This is a genomic window from Nonomuraea sp. LP-02 (assembly GCF_036289125.1).
Lineage (GTDB): Bacteria > Actinomycetota > Actinomycetes > Streptosporangiales > Streptosporangiaceae > Nonomuraea > Nonomuraea bangladeshensis.
In genome coordinates this window covers 3830285-3845270 of the sequence record NZ_JAXCLK010000001.1, presented here as the reverse complement: position 1 = coordinate 3845270, position 14986 = coordinate 3830285, and the positions used below count along the sequence as shown (strand labels likewise).

Below are 14986 nucleotides of genomic sequence, written 5' to 3'. Positions count from 1 at the left end.
ACGCCTTGGGAGACCTCGTGCCCGTCAGCCACCAGTCCACCGTCCAGCTGATCAACCATCTCGACCGCGACTACCTGCGCCTGGCACTCGAACAGGACGTCCGCACCGGCCTGGCCGCCACGCCCAAGTGGTTGCCGCCGAAATGGTTCTACGACGAGGCGGGCAGCGAGCTGTTCACCCGGATCACCCGGCTGCCCGAGTACTACCCGACCCGCCGCGAGCTGGCCATACTCCGGGCCGAGGCGGCCGGGCTGGCGGCGGCGAGCGGCGCGGACACCCTGGTCGAGCTCGGCTCGGGCACCAGCGAGAAGACCGTGCTGCTCCTCGACGCGCTGCGCGAGGCGGGCACGTTGCGCACGTACACGCCGGTGGACGTGGACGCCGTCACCCTCCTCGCCGCGGCCCGGCGGCTGGCCGCCCGCTATCCCGGCCTCGCCGTACGGGCGGTGTGCGCCGACTTCGAACGCCACCTCGCGCTGCTGCCGCGTACCGGCCGCCGGATGGTCGCCTTCCTCGGCGGCACCATCGGCAACCTCGGCCCGGACGCCCGCCGCGCCTTCCTCAAGGAGCTGCGCGGCAACCTGCGGCCGGGCGACACGTTCCTGCTGGGCGCGGACCTGGTGAAGGACCGGGACCGGCTGGTCGCGGCCTACGACGACGCGGCCGGGGTGACCGCCGCCTTCAACCGCAACGTCCTGCGGGTGCTCAACCGCGAACTGGACGCCGCCTTCGACCCCGACGCCTTCGCCCACGTCGCCCTGTACGACGAACGCCACCAGTGGATCGAGATGCGCCTGCGCGCGACCCGCGCGATGCGCGTCCCCGTCGCCGCGCTCGGCCTGACCGTGGACTTCGCCGAGGGCGAGGACCTGCGGACCGAGATCAGCGCCAAGTTCCGGCCGGCCGGGCTGCGGGCCGAGCTGACCGCCGCCGGTTTCACGGTGCGCCGCTGCCACACCGACCCGGCCGGCGACTTCGCCCTGCTCCTCGCCCAGGCATGACCTCGCCGCCCACGACCGGCACGGCCTGCACGGGCACGGCCTGCACGGGCACGGCTTGGCGGGCGGCCCGCGCCGTCCTGCCGTCGGGGCACCTCGACGCGGCCGGCTGCAACGTGCCCGGCGACCGTACGCTCGACGCCGTCATCGGCCACCTCCACCTGGAGCGGCAACGCGGCGGCTACCCGGCGGAACCGGACCTCACCGGCACCCGCACGGCCCTGGCCGCCCTGACCGGCGCGGCCCCCGGCGATGTCGCCTTCGCCGAGAGCGGGACCGCCGCCATGGCCGCGCTGCTCGGCGGCTGGCGGCTGCCGCCGGGCAGCCGCGTCGGCCACCTCCGCACCGAGTACGGCAGCACGCTCATGCTCCTGCGCCGCCTCGCCGCCGACCGCTCATGGACCCTCGTCGAGCTGCCCGCCGACGCCGACGGCCGGGCGGATCTGGACGGCCTGCGCGAACGCCTGTCGGCGGGCCTGAACCTGGTCACCGTGCCCCACATCGCCTCCCACCACGGCGTCGTACAGCCCGCCGCCGCGATCGGCGCGCTGTGCCGGGCCGCCGGGGTCCCGCTGGTGCTGGACGCCTGCCAGTCGTTCGGCCACGTGGACGTCACCGGCGCCGGCGCCACCGCGTACGTCGGCACGTCCCGCAAGTGGCTCGCGGGCCCGCGCGGCGTCGGCTTCCTGATCGTCCCCGGCCTCACGCCCGCCATGGACGCCCCTTTCCCCGCCCTCCACGGCCACGCCGACGGCGTCCCGCTGCCGGGGGCCGTCCGCTACGAGGGCGCGGAGGCGGCGATGGCGGCACGCCTCGGGCTCGGCGAAGCCGTACGCGAGCACCTGGCGCTCGGGCCCGCCGCCCTCCACGACCACCTGGCCGGCCTGGGCCGGACCGCCCGCCGGACCCTCGACGGCGCGGGCGGCTGGCGCGTACGCGAACCGCTCGACGAGCCCTCCGCCCTCGTCACCCTCCGCCCGCCGCCCGGGGACTCGGCGGCGGACGCCAGGACCCGCGCCGCCCGCGCGGGCCTCCTCGTGTCCGTGGTCCCGGCGGCGAGGGCCCCGCTCGACCTCACCGAACCCGTCCTGCGCGTCTCCCCGCCCCCCGGCACGCCCCCGGAGACCTTGACCGCACTCGCCCGCGTCCTGTCCGAACGCTGATCGCCCTGTCTCAGAGGTCGGCGAGCCGCGCGATCAAGGCCGGCCGCCGCTCATGGCGCTCGCGCAGCTCGCCGAGGTAGGCGGCGAACCCGGCCTCGTCGTCCAGCCTTTGCTGCACCGCGCGGAGCCGGATCAGCAGCTCCGCCACTTGGTTGTAGCGAATCTGCTCCCTGTCGGCGAGACAGTCGTCGATGAGCCACCGGTAGGGGCCGACGACATCGGCGGGTCGTTCGTGCTCCCTCCGCGCGATGAGCGTCAGCCACTGCTCGCCGGGCACCTCGCCGGGAGCGGCGGCCAGGGCCGTCTGCCACGCCTCCTCGTGCGCCCCCTCCGCCGTCAGCACGGTGACCACGTACGACACCTGCCCCTTCGCCCGGAGATGATCGAGCGCTCCGGGCCGCAACGCCGCCCACACCTCGGCCTGCTCGGCGGTCTCCCGCAGCTTCGCGTACCGATCCGGGTCGGGGACGTGCTCGAACGCGGCCCGGCGCACCGCGACGGCCTCGTCGGCGGCCCCCCTCTCCAGCAGCAGCCCGACCAGCAGGTCACGCAGCTTCGCCGCGGCGACGGGATCGACCGGCTCGGTCGCCGGCCCGCGCCGCGCCCACTCCTCCGCGTCGGCGGCCCGCCCATGGTCACGCAGCACGGTGGCGACGGCCAGGAACCGGGCCGTGCTCCGCAGGTCCTCCGCCAGAACGGCCACATAGGCGTCGAGCCGCAGAGCCCGCTCACCGTGGTCGATCACCTCGCGCACCCGACGCGGATCGGCCCCCGGTTCCTGCCGCAACCTGTCGACCAGCTCTCGCAGCCCTTCGGCGTCGGCCGCCCGCAGGTACGCGACCAGCGCCTCCAGATCCTCGTAGGGGTGCCGGCGCAGAAACCGCCCCAGCTCCCCGGCCAGCTCCGGATACTCCCGCCGCAGCCCACGCCCGCGTTCCATGTCAGTTCCCGCCCCTTTCGCGGTGTTCTCGTCGGGAGTCATTCGATGAGGTCGCAGAGGGCCGGGCCCATCTGGTCGCCCACCATGTGCAGGGCGGTCTCGGCCCGTGAGGCGAGGACCAGCGGTGGGACCCCTGCCACGAGGTCGGCGTGCGCCAGCCGGTCGAGTGCGGCCCCCACGAGTGGCGCGGTGACGCGGAGGGCCGCCTGCAGCGCCACCCCGCCCGTGGAGCCGCCGTGCAGGACGATGTTGCGGCTGCGGTAGAGGCGGCGCAGCGAGACCTCGACGTAGCGGCGCACCCGGCCGAGCACCAGCGCGGGGTCGGCGAGGAGCGCGTGCATCCGGGTGACCGCCGCGATGTCGCTCCGCCGACGCCAGGAACGTTCCAACGGCAGGGAACGTCCCTGGATCAGCTCGGCGGCGATCAGGGTGGCACGTTCGCGGTTCGAGCCGCAGAGGTCCAGGCGTTCGGCCAGGTCGCCGTCGCTGACATGCCGGATGCGGTGGGAGAGCGCGGTCAGCTCGGCCCGCGGCCAGGAGCAGGCGACCAGCGCGGCGGCGCGGCCGGCGGCGACGACCCGTTCGCGCTCGTCAGGATCCCGGGCCTCGGTCAGCAACGACTCCAGAGCGCTCCACCCTCCGGCGACGGCCGGAGCAAGCGGGCCGTGATTGAGTGCCGAGGCGATCTCCAGCGCGTCGTCCACCGCGCTTCGCCGCCGGTCGTCGAGGCGCTGCGGCTGGGCGCCGACCACATAGAGCTGGCGTTCGGCGGCCAGGGACAGGACCCGCGCGCCGCGAGCGGGCATCCGCAGCGGCATCGCCCGGCGCTGGTTCAGCACGACGGCGGTGTCGAAGGGGGACACCGAACCGGTGGAGGCGAAGCGGGCGCGGGCCTGGAGCCGTTCGACGACGTCGGAGACGATCTCCAGGGCGCGTTCGGCGTCGCGCGCCTCGACCTCATAGGAGAGGGCGCCGGTGATCGGAGCGGTGGTCTTCGTTCCCGTCTCGGCCAGGAGGTCGGCCGCCTCACGCCTGCCGATCCAGTGCGGGAGACCGGCGGTCAGCTCCCGGCCGTGCAGGTCGGCGAAGGGCACGACGACCTTCCAGGACGTCGGTGGACGGGTCAGCAGGGCCGCGGCCTCGGCGATCAGGTCCACGGCCGACAGCCCCAGCCTGCCGTCGCGCAGCCAGCGGCTGAGGCCGTCCATGCTGTGGCCGCTGTCGAGCAGGTGGGAGGCGACCGCGCGGGCGACCTTCTCCGGCGGGGGCGGGGCTGTCCCGGCGACGCACGCCGCCCAGCGGTCGAGATAGCCGGGGCGGCCGACGTCGATCAGGTGGCGCAGCTTCCTGCGGCCGTCGCTCGCCACCGTCAACGTCGTACGGAGGCATTCCTGGAGCCGGCGGCGGAAGACCTTCGTGCCGAGCGCCGGGTCGTCGCCGAGCAGCCGCTCCAGCTCGTGCCGCTGCCAGTCGAGCGCCGACTGCGACAGCACCCGCCGCTCCACCCATGAGCCCGCCTCGTGCAACTCCTCCAGGGAGAGGAACGCGCTGACGTCCCACAGGCGGAGTGTCCAGGGTGCCCTCTGGTTGCAGAAGTCCTGCAGACGAGCAGCTATATGGCGGGAGTAGGGGGAGGCGGAGTCGCGCCCGTAAGGCGTGATCGGCATGCTGCGACCTCGAAGGTACGAATGGGGGGACCGGTTGGACTGAGCGCCAGCCGATTACTGAAAGCATAGGGGTGTCGCACACAGCGTGATTGTTGTAGCATGAAATTGCCGTCAAGGGCGGCGAAGACTACTCCGGGGCTTCGGCCCCCCAGAGGGCGTGATCATGTTGATCACGCCCTCTGTTTTTTTCTCGGCCCACCGTGCCGAACGTAGGATGTATGGCGGTGCCAAAGGTCATAATTTGCGGAAGTCCCGTTCGCTATGGCCCAGACATGGGATGTCTGTTACGTTGCCGCTCATGGACCGCATCGACGCGCATCACCACGTCTGGGACCTCTCCACTCGCCCGCACGACTGGCTCGACCCGGAGCCCATGGCGCCCGTGCGGCGGACGTTCACGCTCGACGACCTGGCCGGGCCCGCCGCCGCCGCGGGGGTGAGCCGTACGGTGCTCGTGCAGGTGCGGGCCGATCTGGACGAGACGCGCGAGTTCCTCGGCCTGGCCGCCGCGTCGGAGCTGGTGGCGGGGGTGGTCGGATGGGTGGACCTGACCGCGCCCGACGTGGGCGGCACGCTCGCCGGGCTGCCGCCGGGGCTCGTGGGTGTGCGGCACGGCGTGCAGTCGGAGCCGGACCCCGCCTGGCTCAACCGGCCGGACGTGCGGCGCGGGCTCGCCGCCGTCGAGGCCGCCGGGCTCGCCTACGACCTGCTCACGCTGCCGCACCAGCTTCCGGCCGCCATCGACACCGTACGGGCGCTGCCGGGGCTGACGTTCGTGCTGGACCATCTGTCGAAGCCGCCGATCGCCTCGGGCGAGCTGGAGCCGTGGCGGAGCCGGGTCCGGGAGCTGGTCGCGCTGCCCAACGTGTTCTGCAAGCTGTCCGGCATGGTGACCGAGGCCGACTGGGCGGCGTGGCAGGTGGGTGACCTGCGGCCGTACGCGGAGGTGGTGCTGGAGGCGTTCGGGCCGGAGCGGGTGATGTTCGGCTCCGACTGGCCGGTGTGCCTGCTGGCCGCCGAGTACGCCCAGGTGGCCGAGGCCGCCGAGGAGCTGTGCGCGGGCCTGACGGAGGGGGAGCGGGCCGAGGTGTTCGCCGGCACGGCCCGCCGGGCGTACAAGCTGCCTGAGCCGGCGGCCGGCCCGCGCTGAGGCGTCCCCGGAGTACGGCGGCGGGAGTAGCCCGGCCGTCTCCCCACGTCCGATGACCGCCGCCCGCTTCCGGGGGACGGTGGAGTCCTGGCCATCGGAAGGGGAGGCATCGTGATTTATCCGGATCTGAGGGGCAAGGTGGCCCTGGTCACCGGCGGTTCTGGCGGCATCGGCGGGGGCACCGCCAGGCTCCTGGCCGAGCAGGGCATGCGCGTCGCCGTCAACGGCCGCGACCCCGCCGCCATCGCCGCCGTGGTCGAGGACATCGGCGACGCCGCGATCGGGGTGCCCGCCGACGGCACCGACCTCGCCGCCGTCGAGGCCATGCGCGCCGAGGTCGAGCGGCGGCTCGGGCCGGTGGACGTGCTGGCGGCCTTCGCCGGGGGCGGCACCGGCCGGCCCGTGCCGCTCGACCGGCTGAGCGAGGACGACTGGCACGCCACCCTGGACGCCAACCTGACCTCGACGTTCCTCGTGCTCAAGAGCGTCCTGCCGGGCATGCGCGAGCGCCGGGCCGGCTCGATCGTCACCATGGCGTCGCTGGCCGCCCGCCTGCCGACGGGGGCCTCGGCCGCGTACACGGCCGCGAAGGCCGGCGTGATCGCGCTGACCCGGCAACTCGCCCACGAGCTCGGCCCGGCCGGCGTCCGGGTCAACTGCGTGTCGCCGTCCACGATCATGACCGAGCGGCTGGCCGGGCGCCTGCCGGAGGAGCACGCGGGGAGGCTGCTGGCCGAGCACCCGCTCGGGCGGCTCGGCACGCCGCTCGACGTGGCCCACGTGACGGCCTTCCTGGCCTCCGACGCCTCGTCCTGGCTGACGGGGCTCACCATCGACGTCGCGGGCGGCAAGTGGACGCCCTGACGGAATGACCAAGGTCCCTGCCCAAGGTCCTGTGGGCTTCGGGCCCTAGTGCTCTGCGATCCCGGCGCCGGAAACGGTGTCATAGAGGTGTCAAAGAGACACCGGCCCACCAGCCGGATCCCCCAGAGGAGCCCACGATGGCGACCATCTTCCACCCCCGCACCGTCCACCCCGAAATCGTCGCCACCACCGACACCCCCGCCAAGAACCCCGTCCAGTACGTCTGGGCCGCCGCCCGCATCGCCCTCGGCTGGGTCTTCCTCTGGGCCTTCCTGGACAAGACCTTCGGCTGGGGCTTCGCCACCCCGGCGGCCAAGGCCTGGATCAACGGCGGCAGCCCCACCACCGGCTTCCTCAAGGGCACCGGCGAGAACGCCCTCGGCGGCCTCTTCACCGCGCTGGCCGGACAGGTCTGGGTGGACTGGCTGTTCATGCTCGGCCTGCTCGGCGTCGGCACCGCGCTCGTCCTCGGGGTCGGCATGCGCATCGCCGCCGTCGCCGGCGCCCTGATGATGGCCCTGATGTGGGCGGCCGAGCTGCCCCTCACCACCAACCCGTTCATGGACGAGCACATCATCTACGCGATCGTCCTGGCCGGCCTGGCCCTCGCCAACGCCGGAACCACCTTCGGCCTCGGCAACCTGCGGATCGTCCGCGAGCACGAATGGCTCAAGTGACTCCCCGGCCCACCGGTGCCCGGCCCCCTCGAAGGGGCCGGGCATCACTGCTGTCCGGGGTCAGTGCAGGGTGGTGACCAGGCCGTACGCGCCGTCCGCCCGGCGATAGACGACCTGGCCGGCGCCGCTGCCGGCGTCCGCGAAGAACACGTACGGGAACCCGCCCAGCTCCAGCCGCTCGACGGCGGCCGCGACGCTCAGGCGGGGCGCGGCCTCCGTGCCGACCGAGACGGCCGCGCAGGTCGGCGGGGGCAGCTCGGGCCGCGGATCGAGGCGCACCAGCCGGTAGCCGTCGCCGGTCCGGTGGACGAGGCAGTCCCCGCCGGTCACCGGGTCGGCGAAGAGCAGGAAGTCGTGGTCGAGCTGGTCCATCTCCACGACCGCCTCGTCCGGGACGGCGCGCACCGCCGACAGGACCCGGACGATCCGCGGCTCCCCGGCGCTCCGGCCGCCCCGGGGCCCTTCGTGGTGGTGGCGTCCCCGGCGGTTCTCCCAGTCGCGGGTGCTCTCCAGCAGCCGCGTACGCAGCCGGTCGCCGAGCAGGTGGATGGCGGCGCGTGTGGAGGCCGCGCCGGCCCTGGCCCTGATGAGCCGTCCCTGGACGTCCAGCACGGCCTCCGCCGTGCGGCGCTCCTCGGGGCCGGGCGCGGTGGCGAGCGTGACCTTCGCGCCGAGCACCGGCTCGTGCGCGAGCCGGGACAGCTCGGCGACGGTCTGCCTGGCGCGCCTGACGTCACCGGGCCGGGCCCCGCCGCGGATCTTGATCTGCACGTCGGCGGGGTCGAGGGCGATGGGCCTGTGCCTCATGGGCGAGCACCTTCTTCGCGTTGATCGCGTTCGGTTGGTGCTACCACCCTCTGACCGGGGATGATCACCCGGCCAGGGACTTTCGTCCCGCCCGGGACGGGACCTTGGCCCCGCGGGAACGGCGGGGCGCGCGCCTTCAGGAAGCGTCGTCTTTCAGGAAGCGTCGTCGAGCGGGACCAGCTCGAAGCCGTTGACGATCTCCGGCTGGATGCTGATCACCTGGTCCATGCCGCCCTGCACCCACGGCTGGAGCAGCTCCTTGAACCGCTCCGCCTCCTCCGGGTCGGTCACCGGACGGGCGATGCCGGTGACGATCACGCTCCAGCCCACCCGCTCGTACGGGTCCAGGTCGTCGGCCTCGAACGCGACCACGGCCGCGGCCGGCGCCACCTCCTTGCTCAGCACCGTGCCGGGGTTGGTGCGGATGACCACGCGGCCGTCGGCCACGACGTGGTTCACCGGGCGTACCGCGGGGAGCGCGTGCAGGGTGAAGACGACGCGTCCGAACGGCACGGACGCCAGCCGTCGCAGGGCCTCGGCCTCGGACAGTTCCTTGAGATCGCGTGCCGCCGTCATCCGGAACCGCCCATCGAGTTACACATCACCCTTCCATCGTGCCGTCCCGCCTGGGATGCCAGGTAGGGACCAAAGACCCTATCTGGACGGCCCGCCGCCCACGGGAGGAGCCGGGCCCCCGGGAAGAGCGGTGCGGGCGGGGTCACAATCGCCGGCCGCGGGCCCCACGTGGATCACTTAGGCGGCCCGCCAATTCATGTCCGGATTCTGTGACACAACTCATGCCAGAAGTCCTTTGGCGCACCTAAAAGGCCGATGTTTCCGCAGGTCAGAGGGGGTGTGGAGGGAGTGTCCAAGGACTGTCACGATCTATTGTTGGTGATCTGACTGTTATGTGACCTAGTTTCTGACTGTTATATTTTTGCCCATATTCTGCGCCTTGATCGCCGTCTGCACGGTCAGTGTCATTTCCCGATCGCGGACGGCTTTACGTTGCGGAGGCGCCTCTCCACCCCGAGGTGCGCCCCCCGTCAGCGCGAACGGAGAGTAATGGGCAAGTACCTGCTACGCAGGTTGGCGATAAACGTGATCCTGGTCGCCGTGGCGGCCAGTCTCGCGTACATGCTCGCCGCCACCACGATGAGCCCTCGGGCCGCGTACCAGGGCCGTCAGCCTCCGATCCCCGAAGCGACGATCGACGCCACCCTCGACATGTACAACCTCAACGACAAGACCCCCGTGCTCCAGCGCTACGCGACCTGGGCCACGGGCGTCCTGCAGGGGGACTTCGGCAAGACCTGGAACGGTGGTTCGGTCAACGACGAGATGGGCCGGCGGATCTTCGTCAGCCTCCGGCTGCTGCTGATCGGCACGCTGCTCGGCTTCGCGATCGGCATCGGGCTGGGAGCCATCTCGGCGGTCAAGCAGTACAAGGCCACCGACCGGTTAATAGGCGTCTCCTCCTTCGTGGTGCTGGCGATCCCCGTCTTCGTGCTGGCGACCCTGCTCGCGATCGCGACGTACAACCTGAACCGCGGGCTCGGGTTCACGCTCATCGAGTACACCGGTGAGTACAACCCGCAGCTGGCGGGCTGGGACCAGTTCCTCAACCGGCTGAACCACCTGATCCTGCCGACGATCTCGCTGAGCCTCGGCTCGATCGCCTTCTACAGCCGCATCCAGCGCAACATGATGCTCGACGTGCTCGGCCAGGACTTCGTCCGCACCGCGCGGGCCAAGGGCCTGCGCCGCAGGACGGCGCTCACCAAGCACGCGCTGCGGACTGCGCTGATCCCGTCCGCGACGTACTTCGCGTTCGCGTTCGGGACGATGTTCACGGGAGCGACCTTCACCGAGAAGATCTTCGCCTGGCACGGCATGGGCGCCTGGCTGGTCGACGCGATCAACGCCCAGGACGTCAACTCCGTCGCCGCGGTGACCTTCTTCACCGCGGTCTGTGTCCTGTTCGCCGCCTTCCTGTCGGACCTGCTGGTGGCGGCGCTCGACCCGAGGGTGCGGGTGAGCTGAGATGCGTTCCAAGGTCGTCCTGCGGCGGCTGATGGCCAACCGGCAGGCCCGTTACGGCTCCATCGCCCTGCTGCTGCTGGTGCTCGTCGCCTACATCGGCCCGTACTTCGGCGCGTACGCCTGGACGGAGAAGGACTTCCTGGCCTTCCTGTCGCCGCCCGACGCCGACCACTGGTGGGGCACCACCTCGATCGGCCAGGACATGTACGCGATCACGCTGCGCGGCATGCAGAAGTCGATCGTGATCGGCCTCCTGGTGGCGTTGATCTCGACCGGGCTCGCCGCGATCGTCGGCGCGTTCGCCGGATATTTCGGTGGATGGGCGGACAGGATCCTCATGTGGGGCGTGGACCTGCTCCTCGTCCTGCCCAGCTTCCTGATCATCGCCATCGTCTCGCCGCGCCTCAAGGCAGGCTCCTCGTGGCTCTGGTTCGTCGTGCTGCTCGCGGCGTTCTCCTGGATGATCACCTCCCGGGTGGTGCGGAGCATGACGATCTCGCTGCGCGAGCGCGAGTACGTCCTGGCCGCGGTCTACATGGGCATCCCGCGCTGGAAGATCATCTTCCGGCACATCGTGCCCAACCTGTCCTCGCTGCTGATCATCGACGCGACGCTCAACGTCTCCTCGGCGATCATCGGTGAGGCGGCGCTGTCCTTCTTCGGCTTCGGCATCCAGCCACCGGACGTCTCGCTCGGCACGCTGATCGCCGCCGGCTCCGGCAACGCCACCGGCTACCCCTGGCTGTTCGCCTTCCCCGCGGGCGCGCTGGTGCTCCTCGTGCTCAGCGTGAACCTCATCGGCGACGGCCTGCGCGACGCCCTCGACCCCGGGAGCAACTCGTGAGCATCTTGGAGGTCAAGGACCTCACCGTCACCTTCCCCGGCGGCATCCAGGCCGTGCGCGGGGTGTCGTACGAGGTCGAGCGCGGCGAGGTGCTCGGCATCGTCGGCGAGTCCGGCTCCGGCAAGTCGGTGACCTCGCTCGCGGTCATGGGCCTGCTCCCGCCGAACGCCGTGGTCAGCGGCTCGGCCAAGCTGCACGGCCGCGAGCTGATCGGCATGGACGACGACGAGCTGGTCAAGATCCGCGGCAAGGCCATCAGCATGATCTTCCAGGATCCGCTGTCGGCGTTCACGCCCGTCTACACGATCGGCGACCAGATCGCCGAGGCCGTGCGCATCCACCAGCGGATGCCGAAGGACAAGGCCGCCAAGCGGGCCGTCGAGCTGCTCGACCTGGTCGGCATCCCGCACCCGGACGTGCGCGCCAAGGCGTTCCCGCACGAGTTCTCCGGCGGCATGCGGCAGCGCGCGATGATCGCCATGGCCATCGCCAACGACCCCGACCTGCTCATCTGCGACGAGCCGACCACCGCGCTCGACGTCACCATCCAGGCCCAGGTGCTGGAGGTGCTGAAGACCGCGCAGCAGGAGACCGGCGCCGGCATCGTGATGATCACCCATGACCTCGGCGTCATCGCCGGCATGGCCGACCGGGTGCTCGTCATGTACGCGGGCCGGCCGGTCGAGCAGGGGCCGGTGGACGACCTCTACTACCGGCCGCGCATGCCGTACACGATGGGCCTGCTCGCCTCGATCCCGCGGATCGACGGCGAGGAGGGGCCGCTGGTGCCGATCGAGGGCAACCCGCCCTCGCCGTCGTCGCTGCCGCCCGGCTGCCCGTTCGCGCCGCGCTGCCCCATGCGGGTGGACATGTGCGACGACGAGGAGCCGCCGCTCATCCCGTTCGGACCCGGCGGCGGGCGCAGCGTGGCCTGCATCCGCTCCCACGAGATCGAGCACAAGGGCCTGACCGGCGCCGACGTTTTCCCCGTGCCGGTGATCCCGCCGAGCGAGGTGGTCCGGGTGCCGCGCGCCGAGCGCGCGACGGTCCTGGAGCTGGACGACATGATCCGGCACTACCCGCTCATGAAGGGCGCGGTGTTCAAGCGCCGGGTCGGAACGGTCTACGCCGTGGACGGCATCACCCTCGACATCGCCGAGGGCGAGACGCTGGCCCTGGTCGGCGAGTCGGGCTGCGGCAAGACCACCACGCTGCAGCAGATCATGCAGCTCGCGCCGCCGGAGGGCGGCCGGGTGGTGGTGCTCGGCAAGGACAGCGCCAAGATCGACAAGGCCATGCGCCGGGCGCTCCGCCGGGACGTGCAGATCGTCTTCCAGGACCCGATGGCCGCGCTCGACCCGCGCATGCCGGTCCAGGACATCATCGCCGAGCCGCTGCGCGCCCACGGCCGCAAGGACGTGCGCGCCCGGGTCGCGGAGCTGCTGGAGCTGGTCGGGCTGTCGCCGGAGCACGCCGAGCGCTACCCGAGCCAGTTCTCAGGAGGCCAGCGCCAGCGCATCGGCATCGCCCGCGCGCTCGCGCTGGAGCCGAAGCTGCTCGTCCTGGACGAGCCGGTCTCGGCGCTCGACGTCTCCATCCAGGCGGGTGTGATCAACCTGCTGGAGGAGCTGAAGAACACCCTGGGGTTGTCGTACCTCTTCGTCGCCCACGACCTGGCCGTGGTCAGGCACCTGGCCGACCGGGTGGCCGTGATGTACCTCGGCAAGATCGCCGAGATCGGCACGGTCGAGGAGGTCTACGACCGCCCCGCGCATCCCTACACGCAGGCGCTGCTGTCGGCGATCCCGCTTCCGGACCCCGAGATGGAACGCACCCGGAAGCGGATCCTGCTCGAAGGCGACCTGCCCAGCCCGGCCAACCCGCCCACGGGTTGCCGGTTCCGCACCCGCTGTCCCAAGTTCGCCACCCAGCTCAACGAGGCGGAGCGGCAGCGGTGTGTGGATGAAGAGCCCTCGGTTGCTCGGCTGGCGGGCGCCGTGGACCACGGCGCCGCCTGCCACTACGCGGAGGAGATCGAGGTCATCACGGCCTCGGACGATCAGGAGGAAAAGTGAAGGTTCGTTACCAGGCGACCGCGGGGCTCGCGGTTCTGGCCCTGGCCGTCGCGGCTTGTGGCGGTGGTGGCGGCGAAGCCAAGAAGCCGAGCGCCGAGCAGACGCAGCAGGCTCAGGAGCAGATGTCGCAGACTCCGTCCATCAGCATCAACCCGGTGCCGTACGAGCAGGTCAAGGACGGCGGCACGCTGACCCTGGCCGTCGGCCAGTGGCCGCAGCAGTGGAACGGCAACCACGTGGACGGCAACCAGGCCGACACGGCGGACATGCTCGACGTGATCCTGCCGCAGCCGATCGTGTTCGACGAGCAGGCCCAGTGGTCGGCCAACCCGGACTACCTCTCCGACGTCAAGAACGAGCTGAGCGCCGACAAGCACGTCGTCACGTACACGATCAACGACAAGGCGAAGTGGTCGGACGGCACGCCGATCACCTGGGAGGACTTCGAGGCCGCCTGGAAGGTCAACAGCGGCAAGGACAAGAAGTACAAGCCGGCCTCCACCGACGGCTGGGACCGGATCGAGTCGGTCACCAAGGGCGACACGGACAAGGTCGCCGTCGTGACCTTCTCCAAGCCGTACCCCGAGTGGATGGGCCTGTTCTCCCGCTCGCCGCACCTGTACCCGGCCAAGCACATCCTGGACCCGGACAAGTACGAGAACGACTACAAGGGCAAGATCCCCGTCACCGCCGGCCCGTTCAAGGTCGAGAAGATCGACGAGGGCACCAAGTCGCTCACGCTGGTGCGTGACGACAACTGGTGGGGCAAGAAGGCCAAGCTCGACAAGATCATCTTCCGTGGCATCGAGTCGCCGGAGGCGCAGGTCAACGCCTTCGCGAACGGCGAGATCGACGGCGTCGAGATCCCGTCCGGCGCCCCGGCCGAGCTGAAGCGCGCCAAGGAGGTCCCGAACGTGGACATCCGCAAGGCGCTCAGCCCGAACTGGCGGCACATCACGGTCAACAACGTCAGCGAGAACCTGAAGGACAAGACGGTCCGCCAGGCCATCGCGTACGGCATCAACCGTGACGTGATCACGCAGTCCGACCTGAAGGACATGGACTGGCCGCTGCAGACGCTCGGCAACCACGTCTTCATGAACAACCACAAGGGCTACGTCGACAACTCCGGCGACCTCGGCAAGTACAACCTGGAGAAGGCCAAGCAGCTCCTCGACCAGGCCGGCTGGAAGCAGGAGGGTGAGTACCGCAAGAAGGACGGCAAGGAGCTCGAGCTGAGCTTCGTCATCCCGACGGGCACCCCGGTCGCGCAGACCGAGGGTGAGCTGACCCAGGCCATGCTGAAGGAGGCCGGGGTCAAGGTCAACATCCGCCCGGTCCCGGTCGACAAGTTCTTCGTGGACTACGTCATCAAGGGCGACTTCGACCTGGTGCCGTTCTCCTGGATCGGCACGCCGCTGCCCATCGGCGGCCTGTCCCAGATCTACAAGACCGGCTCCGAGAGCAACTTCCCCAAGGGCAGCGACCCGGCCCTGGACGAGGCCATCGAGGCGGCCGTGAGCGAGCTCGACCCGGAGCAGGCCATCGTCAAGGCCAACGCCGCGGACAAGCTCATCTGGGACATGGTGCACACGATTCCGCTGTACCAGCGTCCCGACATCCAGGCGGCGAAGAAGACCCTCGCCAACTGGGGCGCGAAGGGCTACAAGTCCTACGACTACTCGATCGTCGGCTTCACCGGCTGATCTCGGTCAACCCCTGGAAAACCCCCGTCCGGCCTCCCGCCGGGCGGGGGTT

Annotated in this window: 13 protein-coding genes; 9 read left to right on the top strand and 4 right to left on the bottom strand. The window is 71.2% G+C overall.

Features of this window, described 5'->3' with window-relative positions:
- The first annotated feature begins 17 nt into the window (after positions 1-17).
- Positions 18-1001 (top strand): L-histidine N(alpha)-methyltransferase, encoded by a 984-nt coding sequence (gene egtD, locus SMD20_RS17835; protein WP_442942486.1) that lies wholly within the window; start codon positions 18-20, stop codon positions 999-1001.
- A complete protein-coding gene (locus SMD20_RS17830; protein ID WP_329582195.1) occupies positions 998-2161 on the top strand; it encodes an aminotransferase class V-fold PLP-dependent enzyme in 1164 nt (387 codons plus the stop codon). Before egtD ends, SMD20_RS17830 begins: the two co-directional genes overlap by 4 nt.
- A 10-nt stretch (positions 2162-2171) precedes the next feature.
- Here the strand turns inward: SMD20_RS17830 and SMD20_RS17825 are convergent, their stop codons facing one another.
- Both SMD20_RS17825 and SMD20_RS17820 read right to left on the bottom strand, forming a co-directional pair.
- On the bottom strand, positions 2172-3101 hold the full coding sequence (locus SMD20_RS17825) for a hypothetical protein (protein WP_329582193.1): 930 nt from the start codon (positions 3099-3101) through the stop codon (positions 2172-2174).
- 38 nt (positions 3102-3139) lie between these two features.
- Complete coding sequence (locus tag SMD20_RS17820) at positions 3140-4768, bottom strand: hypothetical protein (RefSeq protein ID WP_329582191.1); 1629 nt, start codon at positions 4766-4768, stop codon at positions 3140-3142.
- 298 nt (positions 4769-5066) lie between these two features.
- On the opposite strand from SMD20_RS17820, the gene SMD20_RS17815 reads away from it, so the two are divergent.
- The 3 genes from SMD20_RS17815 (at position 5067) to SMD20_RS17805 (ending at position 7459) form a co-directional block, all read left to right on the top strand.
- Positions 5067-5918, top strand: coding sequence for an amidohydrolase family protein (locus tag SMD20_RS17815; protein WP_329582189.1), 852 nt, complete (start codon positions 5067-5069; stop codon positions 5916-5918).
- 111 nt (positions 5919-6029) lie between these two features.
- On the top strand, positions 6030-6782 hold the full coding sequence (locus tag SMD20_RS17810) for an SDR family NAD(P)-dependent oxidoreductase (RefSeq protein WP_329582187.1): 753 nt from the start codon (positions 6030-6032) through the stop codon (positions 6780-6782).
- A gap of 137 nt (positions 6783-6919) precedes the next feature.
- The gene (locus SMD20_RS17805) at positions 6920-7459 is read left to right on the top strand and encodes a hypothetical protein (protein WP_329582184.1); all 540 of its coding nucleotides are present in this window, start codon (positions 6920-6922) and stop codon (positions 7457-7459) included.
- A gap of 60 nt (positions 7460-7519) precedes the next feature.
- Here the strand turns inward: SMD20_RS17805 and SMD20_RS17800 are convergent, their stop codons facing one another.
- Together SMD20_RS17800 and SMD20_RS17795 are read right to left on the bottom strand one after the other, a co-directional pair.
- Positions 7520-8266 (bottom strand): sigma 54 modulation/S30EA ribosomal C-terminal domain-containing protein, encoded by a 747-nt coding sequence (locus tag SMD20_RS17800; RefSeq protein WP_329582181.1) that lies wholly within the window; start codon positions 8264-8266, stop codon positions 7520-7522.
- 153 nt (positions 8267-8419) lie between these two features.
- Complete coding sequence (locus tag SMD20_RS17795) at positions 8420-8842, bottom strand: pyridoxamine 5'-phosphate oxidase family protein (RefSeq protein WP_329582178.1); 423 nt, start codon at positions 8840-8842, stop codon at positions 8420-8422.
- 489 nt (positions 8843-9331) lie between these two features.
- Between SMD20_RS17795 and SMD20_RS17790 the strand changes: the two genes are divergently transcribed.
- The 4 genes from SMD20_RS17790 to SMD20_RS17775 are packed head-to-tail and all read left to right on the top strand — an operon-like array spanning position 9332 to position 14934.
- A complete protein-coding gene (locus tag SMD20_RS17790) occupies positions 9332-10309 on the top strand; it encodes an ABC transporter permease (RefSeq protein ID WP_329582175.1) in 978 nt (325 codons plus the stop codon).
- A 1-nt stretch (position 10310) separates the two neighbouring features.
- Positions 10311-11153 (top strand): ABC transporter permease, encoded by an 843-nt coding sequence (locus tag SMD20_RS17785; protein ID WP_329582172.1) that lies wholly within the window; start codon positions 10311-10313, stop codon positions 11151-11153.
- Positions 11150-13228: an ABC transporter ATP-binding protein gene (locus tag SMD20_RS17780; RefSeq protein ID WP_329582168.1), complete on the top strand. Its 2079-nt coding sequence runs from the start codon at positions 11150-11152 to the stop codon at positions 13226-13228. Before SMD20_RS17785 ends, SMD20_RS17780 begins: the two co-directional genes overlap by 4 nt.
- Positions 13225-14934 carry an ABC transporter family substrate-binding protein gene (locus SMD20_RS17775; protein ID WP_329582167.1) on the top strand — a complete coding sequence of 570 codons (1710 nt, stop codon included), beginning with the start codon at positions 13225-13227 and terminating at the stop codon, positions 14932-14934. The genes SMD20_RS17780 and SMD20_RS17775 overlap by 4 nt, the downstream gene beginning before the upstream one ends.
- The last annotated feature ends 52 nt before the right edge of the window (positions 14935-14986 follow it).